The sequence below is a fragment of the Nocardiopsis sp. iso_186 genome, from assembly GCF_056173365.1.
This window is the reverse complement of the sequence record NZ_CM149670.1, coordinates 3,139,605-3,158,651: the sequence shown is the minus strand read 5'-3', so window position 1 is coordinate 3,158,651 and position 19,047 is coordinate 3,139,605. Positions and strand designations below refer to the sequence as shown.

Genomic DNA, 19,047 nt, shown 5'->3' with positions numbered 1-19,047 from the left:
AGGGGGCGCCAGCTGAGAAGAAGGAGCAGCAGGGAAGATCCTGTTCGACCATCGGCCCAAGGGGCTACTGAAGTGCCATACGCGACAAGCGGCATTTACCACCCACACGATTTTTCCTGTGCCGAGTGACCGTGAGTTCTGAAGAGCGACCGACCTTTCCGTGCCATCGCAACGCGTAGATTATTCACGGAACAGATTTCAGTGTGGCTTGTGTCGCAGTGAAATTATTCGGATTTGTTGAAAAGATTAAAGAATAAGTCGTCGGTATTAACAGTTTATTTCACAGTTGAAAACTTGAGCCTGCTTGGCATCCGTGCGAATGATCGGTTGGAGCAAGTGCTTGTCTGGCGGAGAGCTGGCTCCTGGTCCGATCGTGCCTTGTTTCGCATTCAAGTGAGCCGTCAGATGAACCCTGGTTTCTTTTATCGGATATTCCTTGTCAACCGATGCTGATGGAGTTCGAGCTGAGATGGCCCACACCGAAAACGTGTTTATGGTTCAGGACTCCCTGATCAGGCCTTTGGTGACTTCACTGCTTATGCATCCGGCCGAACGCCCGGCCTACAGTGACGGACGCCGTTCGGTGACCTACGGTCAGTTGCGTAGCCGTAGTGCTGCTATCGCGTCAGGACTGGGAGTGCATCCTGGTGAACGGGTTCTGCTCCACCTGGGAGCAGGGGTCGAGTTCGTCGAATACTGGCTGGGAGTGCTGCGGGCCTCGGCCGTAGGAGTGCCGGTCGGCTCGACCGCCACCGAGGCGGAACTGGCACGCATAGCCGACGACAGTGGGGCCGTTCTGCTCATCGCCCATGCCGCGCAGGCCGGGATCGCGCATCGGTTGTGCGCTGCTCGTGAGAATCTTCGGTTGCTGATCGTCGAGGACGGCTTGCCGGCCGCCGCACGCGGGCGGAATACGTCCCCACGGGACGATCTGGCCATGGATGATCCTGCCTGGCTGGTCTACACCTCGGGTACCACCGGTGACCCCAAGGGCGTCATCACCTCGCAGCGGGCCACGGTCTGGGCCACGGCAGCCGGGTACGTGCCGATGCTGGGGCTTTCAGGAGAGGACACGATCGTCTGGCCCCTGCCCCTACAATCCAGTTTCGCGTTGTCGTGCGTGTTGGGCGGTGCCATCACGATCGGCGCGCACGTCCGGATCGCCGTGGATGACACAGCGGCTGCCCTGGCCGAGCATCCGGGCGCCGTGCTGCTCGGAGTGCCGGCGATCTACCTGAAACTACGCAACGAACGGCTTGACCGGGCCTGGGCGCCGCGACTGTGCCTGAGCGCCGGTGCCAGCAACACGGCGCCGACTCGGGCCGCCGTGCGGGACCTTTTCGGCCTCGACCTGGTTGACGGGTACGGCAGTTCCGAGACCTGTGGCATGACCGCCATCCAGCGCCCCGGCGATCCGGGGCTGATCCCATTGCCCGGGGTCGAGGTCGCGATCGTCAAAGGCGAAATCCATCTGCGGACACCGGCCCTGATGATCGGTTACCACGGTCGGCCCACGCCGAATGTCGTGGAGGGTTGGTATCGAACCGGAGACGCCGGGCGCCTGGAGGACGGCGTACTGAGCATCGAGGGGCGCATCGATGACATGTTCCTGTGCGGTGGCCGCAACATCCACCCCGCCGAGATCGAGACCGTCCTGCTGCGTGATCCTTCGGTGACCGACGTCCTGGTGGCGGGTCGCCCCGATGACATGCTCGGTCAGGTTCCGGTCGCGTATATCGTCCCTGCCGACGAAGACGTCCTCGACCGGAGCGGTCTGCGTCAACTGTGCACGAAACAGTTGTCTCCGGAGAAGGTCCCGGTGAGTTTTGAGACCATCGCCGAGGTCCCGCGCAACGCTTCCGGTAAACCGTTGCGCCGTGCGCTTGCGTGGCAGCCGCGCACGGGCGGCCCGGTCCCCGGTGCCGCCGAACGTTCCGGTCGTGGGGCGGGGCCTGCGGCCACGGCTGGTTTCTCGGTCCCGGGAACGGTTTCGGGTGCGGGCGGCACGCCGGCCACGGCCACGGTGCGGGGCGCCGCGTCCGGGCCAGCCGAGTCGCCGAATTCTCTGATCGATCCACTTCAGCCGGTTCGGTCGCAGGCGTTCTCGGCGCCTGCCGCACCGTACGCACATCCGGGCCTGGTCGAGTTCATGCGCGCCGAGATAGAGGCCCTGACCGGCGCAAGCATAGGGGAGGGGTGGCTCGACCGACCCTTCGGTGATCTCGGGCTGACCTCGCTGACGGGGAGCCAGTTGCGTCTGAGGCTCGGGGAGTTCACCGGTGCCGACCTTCCGCACACGCTGATCTTCGACCGCCCCACCCCCAAGGCTGTGCTGGGGCTGCTCAGCCGCCCGGAGCCGCCCGTCCAGCCGCAGGATGCGCGGATCAAGGTTCCCGGGGGCCCGGGACGGGACGACCCGATCGCGATCGTCGCAATGGCCTGCCGCTACCCGGGAGGCGCCTCCTCTCCGGAGGACTTGTGGCGACTGGTCGCAGATGGTGTGGACGCCACCGGTGACTTTCCCACGGACCGCGGCTGGGACGTCAACGACCTGTACGACCCGGATGCCGAACGGGTCGGCCACTCGACGACCCGTCGAGGCGGCTTCCTCTACGACGCCATGGATTTCGACCCGGAACCGTTTGGTATCCCGCCCAACGAAGCACTTGTCGTCAACCCTCAACAGCGACTGCTCCTGGAGACATCGTGGGAGCTGTTCGAGCGGGCCGGGATCGACGTCACGACCCTGAGAGGGAGCGACACCGGCGTATTCGTCGGGGTGATGAGCGATGACTACGCAGCGCGTTTCGACGTTCACGAAATGGAAGCAAGGCTGGGCATCAACTCCTCGCGGGCGACGGCCTGCGGGCGCATCTCGTACACGTTCGGCTTCAACGGCCCGTCGATCGCAGTCGATACGGCCTGTTCCTCGTCGCTGGTGGCACTGCACTGGGCCGTCAGAGCACTGAGATCGGGGGAGTGCTCCCTCGCATTGGCCGGTGGCTCGACGGTCATCTCCTCACCGCGGAACTTCCTGGCGTTCAGCCGTCAACGGGGCCTGTCGCCCGACGGCCGATGCCGATCCTATTCCGACGGGGCCAACGGGACCGGTTGGGCCGAAGGCACGGGTGTGGTGCTGCTGGAACGGCTTTCCGACGCCCGCCGCAACGGCCATCCGGTGCTGGCGCTGGTCCGGGGCAGCGCCGTGAACTCCGACGGCGCCTCCAACGGTCTCACCGCGCCGAGTGGGCAGGCGCAACAGGCCGTCATCCGTTCCGCCTTGGCCGACGCAGGCCTCACCCCGACCGATGTCAACGCACTGGACGGGCACGGCACGGGCACGGCTTTGGGAGACCCGATCGAGGCGGAGGCGCTGCTGGCCACCTACGGGCAGGGGCGGCGCAACCCGGTATGGCTGGGGTCGGTGAAGTCAAACCTCGGGCACACACAGGCTGCGGCCGGCGTGGCCGGTGTGATCAAGATGGTCGAGTCGATGTTGCACGAGCGCCTGCCCGCCTCGCTGTATGCCGACAACCCCAGCCGGAGGGTCCGATGGGACTCCGGGAAAGTCGCTCTGCTCGAACAGGGACGCCCGTGGCCGAGAAGCGAGCGGATCCGCCGCAGCGCCGTCTCCTCGTTCGGTATCGGTGGCACGAACGCCCACGTAGTACTGGAGGAGACACCACCTGCTGAGCACCGCCGAGACGCCGCAGAGGCGCTTCCACTACCGTGGATACTGAGTGCGGTCGGCCCGCAGGCCCTACAGGACTCGGCTGCGGCCTTGGCAGCCTCGCTGTCGGAGCTGCCCCGGGCCGATCCTGACAGGGTGGCCAGAGACTTGCTGCGCCGAACCCCGTTGAGCCACCGTGCGGTGGTGGCCGCCGGGGACCTCGACGCCCTCAGGGCCCTGGCCGCGGGGGAGACCGCGGGGCGGAGGGCGGACCCCGGCATTCAGGTCGCCTTCCTGTTCAGCGGCCAGGGGGCGCAACGGGCCGGCATGGGGCGTGAACTGGCGCAGAGGTTCCCCGTGTTCGCCCGGTCCTTCGCGGCGACCAGCGCCGCGATCGGCCCGGTGGGTGGGCAAAGCGTGCAGGATGTGGCGTTCGGAGGGACCGACAAGGAACAGGAAGCTCTGCTCGACCGGACCGACCACGCCCAGGCCGCGTTGTTCGCGTTCGAGGTGGCCCTGTTCCGCCTGCTGGAGTCGTGGGGCGTGACCCCGGCCGTCCTCGCCGGGCACTCGGTGGGGGAGATCGCTGCCGCCCACGTGGCCGGGATGATGTCCCTGGCTGATGCAGCGGCCTTGGTGGCCGCCCGTGGGCGGCTGATGGCCGCCCTCCCCTCCGGTGGGGCGATGATGACGCTGAATGCCACCGAGAACGACGTGCTGACCTTGTTGGAAGGCCGCGATCACGAGGTCGCTGTGGCGGCTGTGAACACTCCCGGCAAGCTGGTGATCTCCGGTGTGGAAGAGGCGGTTCTCGAGATCGCCGCAAATTTTCCAGGGCACCGGCGCCTGCGAGTGAGCCACGCGTTCCACTCCCCGTTGCTGGACCCGATGCTGGAGGAATTCCGCGCCGTTGCCCAGACCCTGACTTACCGTGCGCCCTCCCGTACCGTGATCTCTGCCGTGACCGGTCAGCCTCTGACGCAGATCGACGCCGAGTACTGGGTGAGCCACGCCCGGCTGCCGGTGCGTTTCACCGACGCCCTCCAGAGGGCCACCGACTCCGGGGTCGGGGCATTCCTGGAGATCGGTCCGGACGCGGTACTACGGGGAGCCGCAGCCCTGTACGGCCCCTCAGTCTCGACCGCCGGTACGGCCGACAGCCTGTTCCTCGCACTGGGCACACTGCACTGCGCCGGCGCCTCGATCAGCTGGGGAGACGTCGCGGGCAGCCTTGGTTCCGATCCCGTCGATCTGCCCACCTACCAGTTCCGGCGCTCCCGCTACTGGATCCCGCCCCAGGTGCCGGCGGCGGTGCAGACGGGAGGCGGGCATCTGTTCCTCGGGCCGGCTCTGGTCGCCCCGGACTCCTCACGAGTGGTGCACGGCGGTCAGATCGGGCTGCGCTCCCACCCCTGGCTCGGAGACCACGTGATCGGCGGGTCGGTCGTGGTGCCGGCCGCTGTCTTTGTAGACCTCATCGTCCACGCCAATAGGGGCCGCGCGGTCGGCGAACTCATAATGGAGAGTCCGTTACGGCTCGACCCGACCCAGGACTGCCTGCTGCAACTGGTGATCGAGGACGGCCGTTTCGACATCTACTCCCAGCAACCCGGGAGCGGCACCTGGACCCGGCATGCCTCAGGGAAACTGGCCGTCTCTGCCAAGCCCGTAAACTTGGCGACCACGCCTTGGCCTCCTGCCGGCGCCACCGAGATCGACGTCGAAAAGAATTACGCCGAGCTGGACTACGGTCCGGCTTTCCAGGCAGTGCAGAGGCTATGGACGTTCGGTGAGGAACTCTTCGCCGAGCTGAGCCTGCCCCGGGCGGCCGATGGGCCGTTCGACGTGCATCCGGTTCTGCTCGACGCCGCCGTCCACGCGCACGCCTTGGCCGATCCTTCCGGTGGCCCCCGCATGCCGTTCGCCTGGAACGACGTCCAGGTGTTCGATCGCGGAAGCGGCCGTACCGCCAGGGTTCGCTGCACCCGGACGGGTGAGGGCCGGTTCACCGTTGACATCCGCGATGAGACAGACCGTGCGCTGGTTTCCGTGGGATCGATGCTCACCCGCCCCCTGCTTGCGGCCGAGTCAATGCTGTATCGGCCGCACTGGGTCCCGATGCCCACTTCTCGGGAGACGGCCCCGGTCACGCTCGTGAACGCCGTCGCCGAGCAGGAGGACGTTCATCAGCTCACCGCGCGTGTGCTGGCCGATCTCCAGGCATGGAGCGGTGAGGGCCATCTGATCGTGGTCACTCGGGACGCCACCGGCCTGGACCCGGACCTGGCCTCGGCCGCCGTGGTCGGGATGGCCACAGCGGTGTCGGCCGAGTACCCCGGCCAGGTCAGCGTGGTTGACACCGATACCGACATGCCCATCGAAAGAGTCCTGGAACTGGTCGGCGGTACCACTGAGGACCAGATCGCTCTGCGCGGCGATGTGCCTTACACGCTGAGGATAGTGGGGGCCACCCCGACCATCCCGGAAACAGCTCCTGTTCTCGGCCCGGACGGCACGGTCTTGTTCACCGGCGGCACCGGCGCTCTCGGTTCGCTGCTGGCCCGCCACCTGGTCACAACACACCGTGTAAGGCATCTGATGCTGGTGTCCCGTCAAGGGCGGCACGCCCGGGGGGTGGCCGAACTGGTGGCGGAACTGACCGAGCTCGGCGCCTTGGTCACCGTCCGCGCGGCCGACGTCTCCGATCCCGCCGCGGTCGACGAACTCGTCCGTTCCTGCGACCCCCCATTGAGCACAGTGCTCCACGCTGCCGCAGTCGTTGACGACGGCGTGCTCGCCTCCCAAACCGCTGAGCGGATGGACACGGTGCTGCGGTCAAAGGCGGACGCAGCCTGGAACCTGCATCTTGCCACTCAGGCCCTGCCGCTGCGCGCTTTCATCCTGTTCTCGTCCGTCGCCGGAACTTTCGGGAACGCGGGGCAGGCCAACTACGGTGCCGCGAACCGCTACCTGGACGCGCTTGCCGTGCATCGGCAGAGGCGGGGCCTGCCCGCGCTGTCACTGGCCTGGGGCTTGCTGGAGCTTGGTGCGGGCAAAGAAGGCGGCCTAGGCGACCAGATCCCGGAGGTGGCGCTCCTGCGCATGCGCTCCTACGGCGTTCTCGGCCTCACCCCTGACGAGATCCTGGACCTGTTCGACGCTGCTCTCGGAGCGAAGGAACCCGTCCTGCTACCGGTGCGTCTGGACCGCAACGCCCCGAAGGCCCCACCAGTTATCCGCGACCTCTTCCGCACCGAGGCGCCTCCGACACGGAGACGCTGGCCGGCAGGGCTCTCCACGATCGAACTGGACGAGCTCGTGCGGGCTGAGGTCGCCTCGATCCTCGGGCATGCCGACGCCGGAAGCATCGTGGGCACGGATCGGTTCGACGCACTGGGTCTGGACTCGTTGGCCATGATCGAGCTGCGCAACCGGATCTCCACCCTCAGCGGGATGACGGTGGCCGCGACTCTGCTCTTCGACCTGCCGACCAGCAGCCAGCTCGCCGACCACCTGCACATGGAAATGAGCCGGGCCTCCGAGGCGTAGGACGACCCCTCTCATCCCTCCCCCTATTTCTGGAGATATTGCGATGCTGCCTGTCTGGAAACCGGCTGAACCGGCAAGCGCCACTCCCAACACCGCGTACCGTCGGCTCGGGATGATTCGCTACACCGCAACCGCAACCGCACCCCGGATCGAGAACGGTTCCCTGGCCCTCGACCTGCCGATGTCCGCATCACCCGCAACCGGTTTCGACGAGATCTGGCCCGCTACGGGAGAAGTCGAGTCCGGTGAGCTCGGCGGCGTCTACTACGCACACGACAAAAACACGGTGCTCTGCGCGGCGTACGTTCCGTATCAGGACGAGTACCGGCGCCCGGTGTTCAACGCCTATTCGAGGGCTTTCGACGTACTCGAGCAGTTGGGGTATCCGACGATCTTTCGGATGTGGAACTCGATCGGTGAGATCAACGGGAACAACCACCAAGGTTTGGAGGTGTACCGGGACTTCTGCCTGGGCCGGGCACTGGCCTTCGACGAACAGGCCCTGGACGTGACGCAGGCACCCGCGGCCACGGGCATCGGAGCACGGGAGCGCGGTGTCTGGTTCTACCTTCTGGCCACCAGCCGCCAAGGTGTCACCAACATCGAGAATCCGGTGCAGATCTCGGCATACAGCTATCCGGATCGGTACGGGCCCCGGGCACCGCAATTCGCCCGGGCTTCGTTCTTGCCCGGTTCCGCGCAGGAAGAAGCAGGAACCATCTACGTTTCGGGAACCGCCTCCATCCGCGGCCACCAGAGTGTCAACATCGGAGACCTTCAGGCGCAGGTGCACACGTCAATGGAGAACATCGCCGGTCTGGTCTCCCCGGAGAACCTTCTGAAGCACGGTGTACCGGGAACCTTCGGATTGGCCGCGATCCGCAGCAGCAAGGTCTATGTACGCCACGACGCCGATCTGCCGAAAGTGAGAGACCTTTTGGGTGGCTATCTGCCCGCCGGTGCCGATGTCGCCTATTTTCCCGTGGACATCTGCCGATCAGACCTTCTCGTGGAGATCGAAGCGATCATGCAGCCGGTTGGGCCCTGACAAAGCCGAAGAGAAACGACCTCTCCTCCGGCCGCGGAATCGAGGGTTGCTCAAGCCATAGCTGTTGTCACAGCCATCCTTTTGGCGGGGGCCGGTCTGTCCAGCCCGGCCCCCGCCTCGGGCGACCCGGGGCGGGGCCCGGCGGCACTTCGCTGGGCCCGACCCTGCCGGCCTGCTTCCACGGGGCTTGAGCGTAGGGCTCCTTTTCCCACAACGATCGCGCCCGTTCCGAAGCGAGCGGCAGAAGGTCATTTCCGGGCCACTCAAGATCGGTTTCATGACAGCCCCGCACACCCCGTTCGAAAAACGGTGAGGGATTCAAGGTGTCAGTACACTCGGGGCCGGGCTGCCGGACGGCAGGTGAGCAAAGCGGCCACGAAGGCCGGAGCCGAATCGGACCGGTCGGCCCCGGACAGGACTGGCCCCGAACTCCGTTCGAAACGGCGCGACCTGTGCGTTCCTTTCTGGAGTACCCGTAGCCGCGTTCAGATACGGCAGGCGTGGATGCGGGTGGCCAAGATGGCGCGGGCGCCCACGGCCGCCAGCTCGTCCATGACCGTGTGCGCCTTGTCGGCGGGGACCATCGACCGCACGGCCGACCACCCTTCCCGGTGCAGGGGAGAGATGGTCGGTGACTCCAGGCCGGGAGTCAACGCCATCGCCTTGTCGAGGTGGCGGGCGGCGATGTCGTAATCGACCATCACGTAACCGCGGGCGACCAGAACGCTTTGCATGCGGCGCAGGAAGCGCTGGGCAGGCGGGTGGGAGGCGTCGGCCCCGAAGGGGCGGATGATGATGGCCTCGGAGTGCATGATGGGCTCTCCGATGACCTCCAACCCCAGGTGGGCCAGGGTCGCACCGGTCTCGACGACGTCGGCGATGACCTGGGCGACACCCAACCGCAGGGAGGTCTCGACCGCGCCGTCCAGGCGCACGATCCCGGCCGCTTCCACGCCGTGTTCGGCCAGGTGTTTGGCGACCACCCCGGGGTAGGAGGTGGCGATGGTCATGCCTGCCAGGTCGTTGACGCTGCCGGCAGATCCGGGCACACCGGCGAAGCGGAACGTGGAGCGGGCGAACCCCAGCTTCAGTACCTCTTCGGCCGGGGCCGCTGAATCCAGCAGCAGATCGCGCCCGGTGATGCCGATGTCGAGCTGTCCGGACCCGACATAGGTGGCTATGTCGCGAGGACGCAGGTAGAAGAACTCCACCCCGTTGGCCTCGTTGACGACCACCAGTTCTTTGGATTCGGTGCGTAGCCGGTAGCCGGCCTCATGGAGCATCCTGGCCGCCGAATCGCTCAGCGAACCCTTGTTGGGGATGGCGATGCGCAGCATGAGAAGCCCTTACTGATTGTCACGTGGCTGGAGATTCCATGGTCCCAGACCCTTGCACACCAGGTCAGGCCCTTACCGCATTAGGGCGCGGTGCTGCTCGATCACTTGGGGTTCCGTCAACGCGGCGATGTGGTCCACCACCGCGCGCCCGCGCTTGGTCCTGTTCGTCAGTGCTGGTTCTGGCGCTTTTTCTGTGGAATGGTCACAAAGCGTGATGGTTTTCAGGCGAGCAGCACCCGCTTACGCAGCAGAGCGAACCCGGCCCGGCCGTACATCTGCCGCTTCAGCATCTTGATGCGGTTGACGTTGCCCTCGACCGGGCCGGAACTCCACGGCAGGCTCAACCCGGCCCGCACCGCGTCCTGGCCGCGTATCAGCCCTTCAGTGAACACCCGCAGCGCACGCAGCCCCGATCCACGCACCTCGTTGAGCCATGCCTCCAGGCGGTGCCCTTCCCGTCGGGTGAGCATCTGTCCGAAGAAGCGCACGAGTAAGGCCAGCGTCCCCAGCTCCGGGCACCCCTCGGACAGTTCCTTGAGGTGGCATGCGGTCCTCCTCGCTCAGGGCATCCGGGGGTGTCATGATCCACCCGGCGACCTTGCGCACCCGGGGCGGTCGCGGCTCGGCCGGCTGGGCTCGGATGCGCTTGGGGTACAGGTAGGCGCGCACCATGGAGTAACCGCCGGGGTAGCCCAGCTCCTTGATCTCCTCGAAGAGCTTCCAGGCGTTGGTGCATCCCTCCTGGTCCCAGCGCTGGTCGAGGTAGGGCTTGAAGGGGTTGACCCGGCTCGAATGCTCCTGGCACGGCCTGCGGAGCAGTTCCTCGCGGGTCGCGGCGTGGGCGTAGCGGACTACGGTGCTGGCGCCCATCCGGAGCTGGCGTTGGATCGACCTCATGCTGTGGCCTTTGGAGCGCAGGTCGTGGACGGCGGCGTGGGTCTCGCACACCCGGTTGGCGTGGCGGTGCCCGGCGGAGCGGGGCGGGTGCGGGTTCGACCGCGGGTTCGGCTTCAGGGGCCTCCTCCTGAGCCGTTGAGGACGCGGGGCGCAGCTCGGTCCTGTGGTCGGAGACGCAGCGTTCGACGGCCTCCGCGTAGAACGCGGCCCGGTCCCGGCACAGGACCTCGATATCAGGGTGCTCTTGGAGCCAGGCTGCGGCCGTGGCCGCCTCTCGGTCGGACAGCAGATCCACAGGCGGCGGGTTTCGACGTTGACCAGGACTGTTCCGTAGACATGCCCTTTGCGCAGGGCGAACTCATCCACGCCGATCACGCGGACCTTTGACGGTTCGGGGTCATCGAGGGCGGCCACCTGCCGCACCAGGGTGCTCCGGCTGGCCGGGATCGCCAGGTGGCCGCAAAGGAGGCGGGCGGCGGCGCGGCCGGCCAGGGCGAGCCCGGTCGCGGCCAGTACCGGGCGCAGCCGCTCGGTCCAGCGGCTGCGTCGGCGGGTCAGGCCTGGCACCTGTTCGACGAAGGTCCGCCGACCGCATCCGGGGTTCGGGCACAGAAACCGGCGGACCCTAAGGCGAAGGCGCACCGGTGATCCGGCGGCGGGTGGTCGGCGGGATGACGCCAGTAGGAGCCATGCACCCGTTGTGACCACTGGGAACAGGCCGGGCAGCAAGCACCGTCACCCGCTGTTCTCGCCTCGATGGACATCCCATTCTCCGTGGTCTCCACGTTGGTGCCCGTGATGTCGATGGCTTCGGGAAACAGTGCCCGGGCAATCCATGCGCAGACCTCGTCCATGGGATTGGACCCTGCCGAGGGAACACGATCAGCGCGGAGGGTTCCTGATAATCACTGATGACCGTTACGTTGTGTGACCGCTTCACAAAAACCGCGCCAGAACCCCATAAAACACCGACGTAGCCACCCCCGCGTGTGCGGGGAGCACTCGGTGCGCCCCGCCACCGGGTCCCACGACACGGACCAACCCCCGCGTGTGCGGGGAGCGCCCGGTAGAGGTGACTCTGTACGTGATGCCCACGGACCAACCCCCGCGTGTGCGGGGAGCACAGGTCCGCGCCCCGGGTCTCCGGCAACGGCATGGACCAACCCCCGCGTGTGCGGGGAGCACTGGTTTTCCCGCCCCGGGTCTCCGGCAACGGCATGGACCAACCCCCGCGTGTGCGGGGAGCACCCCCCACTGGCTAGCTCTATGAGGGGGACTGGCCCAACCCCCGCGTGTGCGGGGAGCACCGAGAGGCCCTGATCCAGGCAGCGCGAACCGCGGACCAACCCCCGCGTGTGCGGGGAGCACCCCCCACTGGCTAGCTCTATGAGGGGGACTGGCCCAACCCCCGCGTGTGCGGGGAGCACCGAGAGGCCCTGATCCAGGCAGCGCGAACCGCGGACCAACCCCCGCGTGTGCGGGGAGCACCAGGTCGAGGCCGAGCGCGCCGAGGCTGTTGCGGACCAACCCCCGCGTGTGCGGGGAGCACTCACAGCACCATCCCAGGAAGAAAGCCCCCCGGACCAACCCCCGCGTGTGCGGGGAGCACCACGTGAGGACCGGGGGCGGCCCGGTTCCCGCGGACCAACCCCCGCGTGTGCGGGGAGCACGCCCCGACCGAGGTTGACGCCGGACAGTTCACCGACCAACCCCCGCGTGTGCGGGGAGCACGCCCCGACCGAGGTTGACGCCGGACAGTTCACCGACCAACCCCCGCGTGTGCGGGGAGCACTGTATCGAGCGGCGGCCATGGGATGGGGTGTAGGACCAACCCCCGCGTGTGCGGGGAGCACCGCATGGCAAGTATCCACCGCGTCAAACGCACGGACCAACCCCCGCGTGTGCGGGGAGCACGATCCACCGGCTGGAGCCCAGTGCGATGAGGGAGACCAACCCCCGCGTGTGCGGGGAGCACGGCCGATCGTCCTACGGAGAGCCACCGCCCTTGGACCAACCCCCGCGTGTGCGGGGAGCACCCGCCGGTGGCGCTCTGACCGGCGACTCCGGCGGACCAACCCCCGCGTGTGCGGGGAGCACCACTGTCTTGCTGGTGGATCGTCATCGCCGTCAGACCAACCCTCGCGTGCGCGGGGAGCACGGGGACGCATCGATGAGCCATTCGAGGAGTGGGGACCAACCCCCGCGTGTGCGGGGAGCACCGCGGGCGCGTACCCGAAGACGTAGACGTGACGGACCAACCCCCGCGTGTGCGGGGAGCACGTCCCCAACTGGCTGGTCACCGAGGTGCCCATGGACCAACCCCCGCGTGTGCGGGGAGCACTCAGGAACCCGCCGCACAGCTGATGTGGCGCTCGACCAACCCCCGCGTGTGCGGGGAGCACCGTCGGGGCGGTGATCCGGATAGCCAGGTGCTCATGACCAACCCCCGCGTGTGCGGGGAGCACCGGTCGTCGTCGGGGGGTGTACTCATGTGGGTCCGACCAACCCCCGCGTGTGCGGAGAGCACCGGTCGTCGTCGGGGGGTGTACTCATGTGGGTCCGACCAACCCCCGCGTGTGCGGGGAGCACGTCGCCAAGGGCGAGGTCAGCGAACAGGTCGCGGACCAACCCCCGCGTGTGCGGGGAGCACCGGCCGCCCCCGGCGAGACGCCCGCTCCCGTTGGACCAACCCCCGCGTGTGCGGGGAGCACAACCTCCCCGCCGGGATGGACGCCATAGCGGCGGACCAACCCCCGCGTGTGCGGGGAGCACACGAGGACGCGCGGCGTGTAGTACGACCCGGACGACCAACCCCCGCGTGTGCGGGGAGCACCAGTTGGGGCATTCGTCGATCAGTTCGGGGTCGGACCAACCCCCGCGTGTGCGGGGAGCACGCGGCTTGAGCCTGAGCGGCCCGATTGTGGCCGGACCAACCCCCGCGTGTGCGGGGAGCACCGCCTGGTCGCGCTCCCTACGGGCCGCGTCGCGGACCAACCCCCGCGTGTGCGGGGAGCACGCCCGTTCACTCCAGAAGTTCGCGCCGCGGCGGGACCAACCCCCGCGTGTGCGGGGAGCACTTCGCTCGACAAGCTCGAAGACGCGTGGATTAGGACCAACCCCCGCGTGTGCGGGGAGCACGGGAGGAAGACAAGGAAAAAGAGAAGGACATGGGACCAACCCCCGCGTGTGCGGGGAGCACGGGCCCCTACTTCACAGAGAGATGAGACATGCTGACCAACCCCCGCGTGTGCGGGGAGCACTAGTCAGGAGCGAGCTGGAGGCGGACTGGGACGGACCAACCCCCGCGTGTGCGGGGAGCACGCGAAGACGAAGGTGTCATCCAGAGCCAGAAAGGACCAACCCCCGCGTGTGCGGGGAGCACTGATTTGGGAATACCGTGATGCAGCCACGGGAGACCAACCCCCGCGTGTGCGGGGAGCACTGGTCTGCTGCGAACCGCCGCGAACCGCCACGGGACCAACCCCCGCGTGTGCGGGGAGCACGTGCCCGCCAGGTTCACGGTGTGGTCGCCGTCGGACCAACCCCCGCGTGTGCGGGGAGCACTGCCGGGCGAACGTCAGGATGGGCAGGGCCGCGGACCAACCCCCGCGTGTGCGGGGAGCACCAATGCAAGCGGTTGCAGGGGTTGACAAACCGGGACCAACCCCCGCGTGTGCGGGGAGCACCTCGGGTTCCTGCCCGTGTGCGCGGCGTAGCTGGACCAACCCCCGCGTGTGCGGGGAGCACGGGATGACCCCGGGGGACCGGCTCCTGGACGCGGACCAACCCCCGCGTGTGCGGGGAGCACCCTTCGCGACCTGCAACAATGTGGGCCGTTATAGATTTTTAACCTCAAGAGATTCAGACAAAGGCCACCCAATTAATGCAAATCCGTCGATTTCGCGAGGTCGCCTTATCCCTTCTCCATGGGTGAGGACGCTGAACCCTTGTTCGGTTGGAGCGTTGTGGATCAACACGGCCCACCCGCCTTGAGCATCAATCGACGAACAAAGACCACCCCACAGCTCTTTCCACACGCGTTCTGTGAGTGTCCCGACGTAGACCCCGGGCGCGGGCTCGACCATCCATCGAGTCAGCGCGCCGCGGGTTCCATCCACGATGGCTGTAGTGGCGATAGCGACAAACCCGCCAGCCATCTACCAGTCCACTTTGCTGTAGTTGACCCCCGAGGGGACAGCGCCGTCGGGGTCCCAGAGGTTGACGATGTCAGCGGGTTCTGACTGCTTTTTGTGTGGGAGGTCCAATACTTTGTAGACGTTTTCAACCATGCTCGGTATCAGGTTCAGGAGGCGGAAATCTTCACGCATCCGGTGCCGGACCTGCCGGTCTGGATGGAGACTTTTGTGAAGTGAGAATGCCAGAGGTGCCGAGACTTTTGCTTTGTACAGATCAGCGATGTCCAAGGCGAACGCGCGTTGCTGGCCGTGGTGGAGGATGCCGATGGCCGGCGATGCCCCCAGGCTGAGCAGGACGGCGGTCGCCATGGCGTAGAGGGTCATGTTGGCACAGGTGAGCGCCATGTTCACCGGGTCCTGGGACTCCCAGTCGTTGGGGTCGTAGCTGCGTTTGAAGCTGGGAATTTTGTGCTGCTGGGCGAGTGTGCGGTACAGCGCTTTCATCCGCCGCCCCTCCAGACCGCGAAGCCGGTCCAGTGTGAGTTCCTCAGGGAGGGGCTCGTCGTAGCGCATGCCGTAGAGACGGCGCGCGGCGTCGAGATGGCGCTGTGGGTCGGAGACGATCTCGATTTGGCGGTCGAGGAGACGAGTGGTTGTGCTGTCGTTGAGGAACGCCGAATAACACCGCACACCGGCGTCTCCGACATAGATGATGGTGGTTCCGTCACGAGTGAGTTTGGAGATGGCCTCGTGGGTCGTGGAGGTGCCCGGTCCAAGGAGGATGCAGGCGATGCCCGCACTGGGCAGGTAGACCCGCTCGGTTTCTCCGTCGAATTCGACCATGGCGCACACGCCGTTGCGGTCGGCTTGGATTTTGACGGTGTCGAGGTAGAGGAAGCTCAATCGGTCGATGACTCGGGGGAGCGCGATGACCGAGGGCGCTCCCAGGGTTTTGGGTAAGCGGCGGACCATGGTCAGGTCTCCTGGGGAATGATTGAGAGCAGGCCGAGCCCGTGGGCTTTTCCTCGACCGATTCCGTTGACGATGGCGGTTGTGAGCGCCTTGGGGTCGGTGATTTCGGCGAGTCCTTCGAAGCGGACTCCGTGGTGCAGAAGACGGTCGGGTTTTTTGTCGTCCGTTTCGGGAGGTTCCTCGGTTGGAGGGGCCGCGGCGAAGTCGTAGCGGCGGCTGCGGGTGAGAGTCAGGTGCAGGCCCGCCTCGTGGGCTTTGCGCTCCCACCACTCCTCGGCATGGTGGCCGTGCAGGGCTTTGCGCTGGCCGCGTGAGCGGTCCCCCGGTGTCTTGGCCGACTTGATGGGGTTGGCGGCGATCCGGTAGCGCACGGTCGCGCCTTCGGTGAGCCGGTCGAGTAACGGGGCGAGTGAGAGCGTGCGGCTGTGCGCGAATTTCTTCGTTTTAGGTTCGATCGTGGACTGCACGAGGATCACGACTTGACGCTCAGTGGGCTCGATGCGGTACAGCGCCCCGCATGCACGGCGGGGGTGGACGCCGAGGTCGTCGGGAAACATCCCCATGATCATCTGGTGCGTTTTCCTGGCGTCGCGCAGGAAGCGTCCCACCGAGGCGGTGGGAAAGACGATCTGGGTGAGCCAGAGTTCTTGCGGGTCGCTCACGCTGCTTCCTTCAGTGCGGTGACGATCGTGGTGTAAGCGGCGATGCCGATGCCTGCGCAGTCGTCTGTGGTGAATTCGAGCGGGAACTCGTTGACCGGCCGCTCACTGAAAGAGCGGTTCTCGGGGTCGCTGCCGGTGGGTACGTCGCGGGCCCAACGGTTGACCGGCATGTCGTCCTCTTCCCGAGCAGAGGAGCGGGCGTCGCGGTAGGCGTCAACGCGCAACACGGCTGGTTTCCCTCCGGCTGCTTTTTTGCGGCCGGCCCGGTAGAGGGGCAGACGCGCGGCGATCTCCTCTTTCTTCTCGCCGACGGTTCCAAGAAGCACCGGCAGGGATGGCGGGCAGGCGCGCCTGCCCAGGTAGGGCGACCAGTGCGGTGCTTTGAGTGCTCGCGCCAGTTCCTCGGTCACCTCAGCGGGCCCTTGGAGGTAGACGGTGAAAGCGGCATCACTGAGGTAGTCGCGTTCAGTGATGACAGCGTGTGCCCGGCGTGACTTCTCGGCGGTGATCATCCGTTCGGCCGCCGGGTAGCCCCCACCGATGAGGTGGTAGTCGGTGAGGGGGGTGCCGGCGCGGTCAACGCGGATGAGCATGCTCAGGCCCGACCATTCCTCGGGCAAAGGCTCATCACGAGTAATTCCTGAGGCGGAGGCCAACAACCCCAAGATCCCCGACAGCGTTGGGTGGTCCTGGGTGTCACGGTAGTTGAACGACGACCTGCAGCCCCAAGACTGCAAGGGGCCGGTCAGCAAGAGCGCGAGGGTTCGTTCGGTCACTTCGCGCCCGCGCTGATTCGCTCGGTCAAGGCCGGCAGGGTCAGGCGGTCCCCGAAGACGTCGGCCGACACGTGGGTATTTGCGGAGGTGTCGGCGGAACTCGCGGAGGTGTCCCGGGAAAGGGAGTCCTGCATTTTCTGGGTGCTGAGCATTGCGGAGTGGGCGTGCCAGAGGCGTCCTTCGGTGCCGAGGAAGCCGTCCAGGCCGGCCAGGTGTTCTCCCAGCGCCTTGAGGCTGGTGTCGAGGTGGCCGTGTTGGTTGGGGCGAACCGGGGCTTCAAACGCTGCGGCGAGGCTGACGGGGCGGTCAGTACGAGCCGCGGTGTAGACCAGTGTGGGGAGGGTGTGGGGGGCGGTGGAGGTGCGCTTGCCCGAGGGGACGGCGAGTGCGAAGGCCTGGGTGAAGAGACCCGCGAGGGTGAGAGCTGCCTTCTCGTCGCCGAGGCTGCGGGTGAGTTCGGCGATGTCGATGGTGGCGTAGCGGTAGAAGACGCCGCTGGCGTACTCGGCGGTTCCCAGGTGCGCGCTTCCGCTTTCCTTGCCGGTGCCGGTGAGCAGGTCGTCCACGGCGGTGAAGTAGTTGACTTCGAGTTTGGCCTCGTGGGTCGTGAAGGCATGGGCGACCTGCACGGCACCGTCGATGTTGCCTTCGGGCAGTGCCGCGATCATGCGGCCGAACAGGGCAAGGCCAGCGCCGGTTCCGGCCTTGAGGGTCTTGATGAGTTCCTTGGAGCTGATCTGCGCGGTCTCGGTCTTGGTTTTTCCTTCGGCTGCGGCATTCTCATAAGCGTCGCGATGCTGCTCGGCGAGGTCGGCCAGGCGTGCGATGTCGCTGGTGTTGAGGAACAGCAACACGTTGGTCAGCAGTTTGCTGCCTTCGACCTCTTCGGCCTTGGGTTTGGTGCGGCCGCGCTTGGGCTTGGCCTCTTCGGCCGCAGCGGCTTCCTCGGTTTTGTCCATGGTGGAGAAGACGTCGCGTGCGGCGATGCTGGCTGCCTTCTCGTCCCAGCCCCGGCCTTGCAGCTCGGTGATGATGGAACGCCCGTGGGCGCGGGAACGGTCGCCGAAGTCGAACAGGCCGTCGGTGGAGAGGTCCTTCAACGTGGTTCGCGTGGCACGTTTGTAGCACTGGCTCGACACGCGCATCCGTGTCTTCCCCCCGAAGGAGAGTTCCTTGGGGGCTCCCAGGTCGTCGCGGTTGAGGTTGGAGAGGGGCATGGCCTGCAGGACGTGGATGTCGAGAAAACGCGGGTTCATCAGGAGTGTGCTCGCTTTCGGTTGAATGAAGAGGTGGTGGTGTGCTCGCCGGTGAAAACCGGTGGTGTGGTCATCGGCGCCATGGGGGCGCGAAAATGAAGGACTGCTGCCAATACAGGGCGACTTTGTTGCGCTGGTAGACGCGGAAGCGAAGATCGTCTGCCAGCTGCCACCACGCAGGAAGGACCGCGCCGGCGGAGTTCAGGTAGGAGAGCGCCGAGAAGAGGTACCGGCGTAGCCGCTCGTCGTCGCAGCGGCACAGGTGTTGCAGCCTCTTCTCCATGGGTGAGAGGCCGACGGATTCCGAGGAGGGCCTCTCAGAGCGGCGGGCTTCCTGGGCGCGTTGCACCTCGCCCAGGGCCAGTCCCAGGTCCAGGCGGGGAACCCACGCAGGAAACCCCTCCTCCTCGCTCTTCTCCTCCTCCTTTTCCTTCTCTTGCTCCAGGTGCCGGTCATAGCGTTCGAGCAGGGTCGGGGCACTGTGGAAATGCGCGATGAGACCGGCCGTGGTGTACAGCGACGCCTGCACGTGGGGTGAGGGAAGACCGCCCAACTCGTCGTGCATCCAACTGATCAGGTAGCGCTGAGCGCGAACAGCGTCGGTGCGATCAGCACGCACCGCAGTGCGCAGATCGCCGCGGGCTGAGGCGTTGAAGGCCGCCAGCTCGGTGAACTCCTTGGCGAAGTCACGCAGAGTCTGTTCGCTCAGCCGATAACGCGTATCGGCAAGTGGTGTGGTCATGG

11 protein-coding genes and 1 CRISPR repeat array are annotated in these 19,047 nt (G+C 66.6%); of the genes, 2 read left to right on the top strand and 9 right to left on the bottom strand.

What is annotated here, in order from left to right; translation table 11 throughout:
* Positions 1 to 523 precede the first annotated feature (523 nt).
* Positions 524 to 7,219, top strand: a complete 6,696-nt coding sequence (locus AC0VYP_RS13900; protein WP_475470039.1) for a beta-ketoacyl synthase N-terminal-like domain-containing protein — start codon at positions 524 to 526, stop codon at positions 7,217 to 7,219.
* Positions 7,220 to 7,262: 43 nt separating this feature from the next.
* Positions 7,263 to 8,267, top strand: coding sequence for an FkbO/Hyg5 family chorismatase (locus AC0VYP_RS13895; RefSeq protein ID WP_475470038.1), 1,005 nt, complete (start codon positions 7,263 to 7,265; stop codon positions 8,265 to 8,267).
* A 485-nt stretch (positions 8,268 to 8,752) separates the two neighbouring features.
* On the opposite strand, the gene hisG is transcribed toward AC0VYP_RS13895, so the two are convergent.
* The 9 genes from hisG to AC0VYP_RS13850 form a co-directional block, all read right to left on the bottom strand.
* Positions 8,753 to 9,604, bottom strand: coding sequence for an ATP phosphoribosyltransferase (gene hisG / locus AC0VYP_RS13890; RefSeq protein WP_475470036.1), 852 nt, complete (start codon positions 9,602 to 9,604; stop codon positions 8,753 to 8,755).
* 221 nt (positions 9,605 to 9,825) lie between these two features.
* Positions 9,826 to 10,074 (bottom strand): transposase, encoded by a 249-nt coding sequence (locus AC0VYP_RS13885; protein ID WP_475474256.1) that lies wholly within the window; start codon positions 10,072 to 10,074, stop codon positions 9,826 to 9,828.
* Positions 9,986 to 10,501 (bottom strand): hypothetical protein, encoded by a 516-nt coding sequence (locus tag AC0VYP_RS13880; protein ID WP_475474367.1) that lies wholly within the window; start codon positions 10,499 to 10,501, stop codon positions 9,986 to 9,988. The genes AC0VYP_RS13885 and AC0VYP_RS13880 overlap by 89 nt, the downstream gene beginning before the upstream one ends.
* Positions 10,502 to 11,475: 974 nt before the next feature.
* A CRISPR array of direct repeats spans positions 11,476 to 14,309; the repeat unit is 28 nt; unit sequence GACCAACCCCCGCGTGTGCGGGGAGCAC.
* Positions 14,310 to 14,337: 28 nt separating this feature from the next.
* The gene (gene cas2e / locus AC0VYP_RS13875; RefSeq protein WP_475470034.1) at positions 14,338 to 14,658 is read right to left on the bottom strand and encodes a type I-E CRISPR-associated endoribonuclease Cas2e; all 321 of its coding nucleotides are present in this window, start codon (positions 14,656 to 14,658) and stop codon (positions 14,338 to 14,340) included.
* Positions 14,659 to 15,609, bottom strand: coding sequence for a type I-E CRISPR-associated endonuclease Cas1e (gene cas1e / locus AC0VYP_RS13870; RefSeq protein ID WP_285760114.1), 951 nt, complete (start codon positions 15,607 to 15,609; stop codon positions 14,659 to 14,661).
* A gap of 2 nt (positions 15,610 to 15,611) precedes the next feature.
* Positions 15,612 to 16,271: a type I-E CRISPR-associated protein Cas6/Cse3/CasE gene (cas6e, locus tag AC0VYP_RS13865; RefSeq protein WP_475470032.1), complete on the bottom strand. Its 660-nt coding sequence runs from the start codon at positions 16,269 to 16,271 to the stop codon at positions 15,612 to 15,614.
* Positions 16,268 to 17,047 (bottom strand): type I-E CRISPR-associated protein Cas5/CasD, encoded by a 780-nt coding sequence (gene cas5e / locus AC0VYP_RS13860; protein ID WP_475470030.1) that lies wholly within the window; start codon positions 17,045 to 17,047, stop codon positions 16,268 to 16,270. Before cas5e ends, cas6e begins: the two co-directional genes overlap by 4 nt.
* Positions 17,044 to 18,303 carry a type I-E CRISPR-associated protein Cas7/Cse4/CasC gene (gene cas7e / locus AC0VYP_RS13855; RefSeq protein WP_475470029.1) on the bottom strand — a complete coding sequence of 420 codons (1,260 nt, stop codon included), beginning with the start codon at positions 18,301 to 18,303 and terminating at the stop codon, positions 17,044 to 17,046. Before cas7e ends, cas5e begins: the two co-directional genes overlap by 4 nt.
* Positions 18,304 to 18,373: 70 nt before the next feature.
* Entirely contained in the window at positions 18,374 to 19,045 is a 672-nt protein-coding gene (locus tag AC0VYP_RS13850; RefSeq protein WP_475470027.1) for a type I-E CRISPR-associated protein Cse2/CasB, read from the bottom strand.
* Positions 19,046 to 19,047: the final 2 nt, after the last annotated feature.

What these genes read in the sequence shown, in the direction of transcription:
- AC0VYP_RS13880 (WP_475474367.1), bottom strand. Translation starts at nt 10,501, where the DNA reads ATGAGGTCGATCCAACGCCAGCTCCGGATGGGCGCCAGCACCGTAGTC.
- hisG (WP_475470036.1), bottom strand. Translation starts at nt 9,604, where the DNA reads ATGCTGCGCATCGCCATCCCCAACAAGGGTTCGCTGAGCGATTCGGCG.
- AC0VYP_RS13885 (WP_475474256.1), bottom strand. Translation starts at nt 10,074, where the DNA reads ATGCTCACCCGACGGGAAGGGCACCGCCTGGAGGCATGGCTCAACGAG.
- AC0VYP_RS13850 (WP_475470027.1), bottom strand. Translation starts at nt 19,045, where the DNA reads ATGACCACACCACTTGCCGATACGCGTTATCGGCTGAGCGAACAGACT.
- AC0VYP_RS13895 (WP_475470038.1), top strand. Translation starts at nt 7,263, where the DNA reads ATGCTGCCTGTCTGGAAACCGGCTGAACCGGCAAGCGCCACTCCCAAC.
- cas2e (WP_475470034.1), bottom strand. Translation starts at nt 14,658, where the DNA reads ATGGCTGGCGGGTTTGTCGCTATCGCCACTACAGCCATCGTGGATGGA.
- cas1e (WP_285760114.1), bottom strand. Translation starts at nt 15,609, where the DNA reads ATGGTCCGCCGCTTACCCAAAACCCTGGGAGCGCCCTCGGTCATCGCG.
- cas7e (WP_475470029.1), bottom strand. Translation starts at nt 18,303, where the DNA reads ATGAACCCGCGTTTTCTCGACATCCACGTCCTGCAGGCCATGCCCCTC.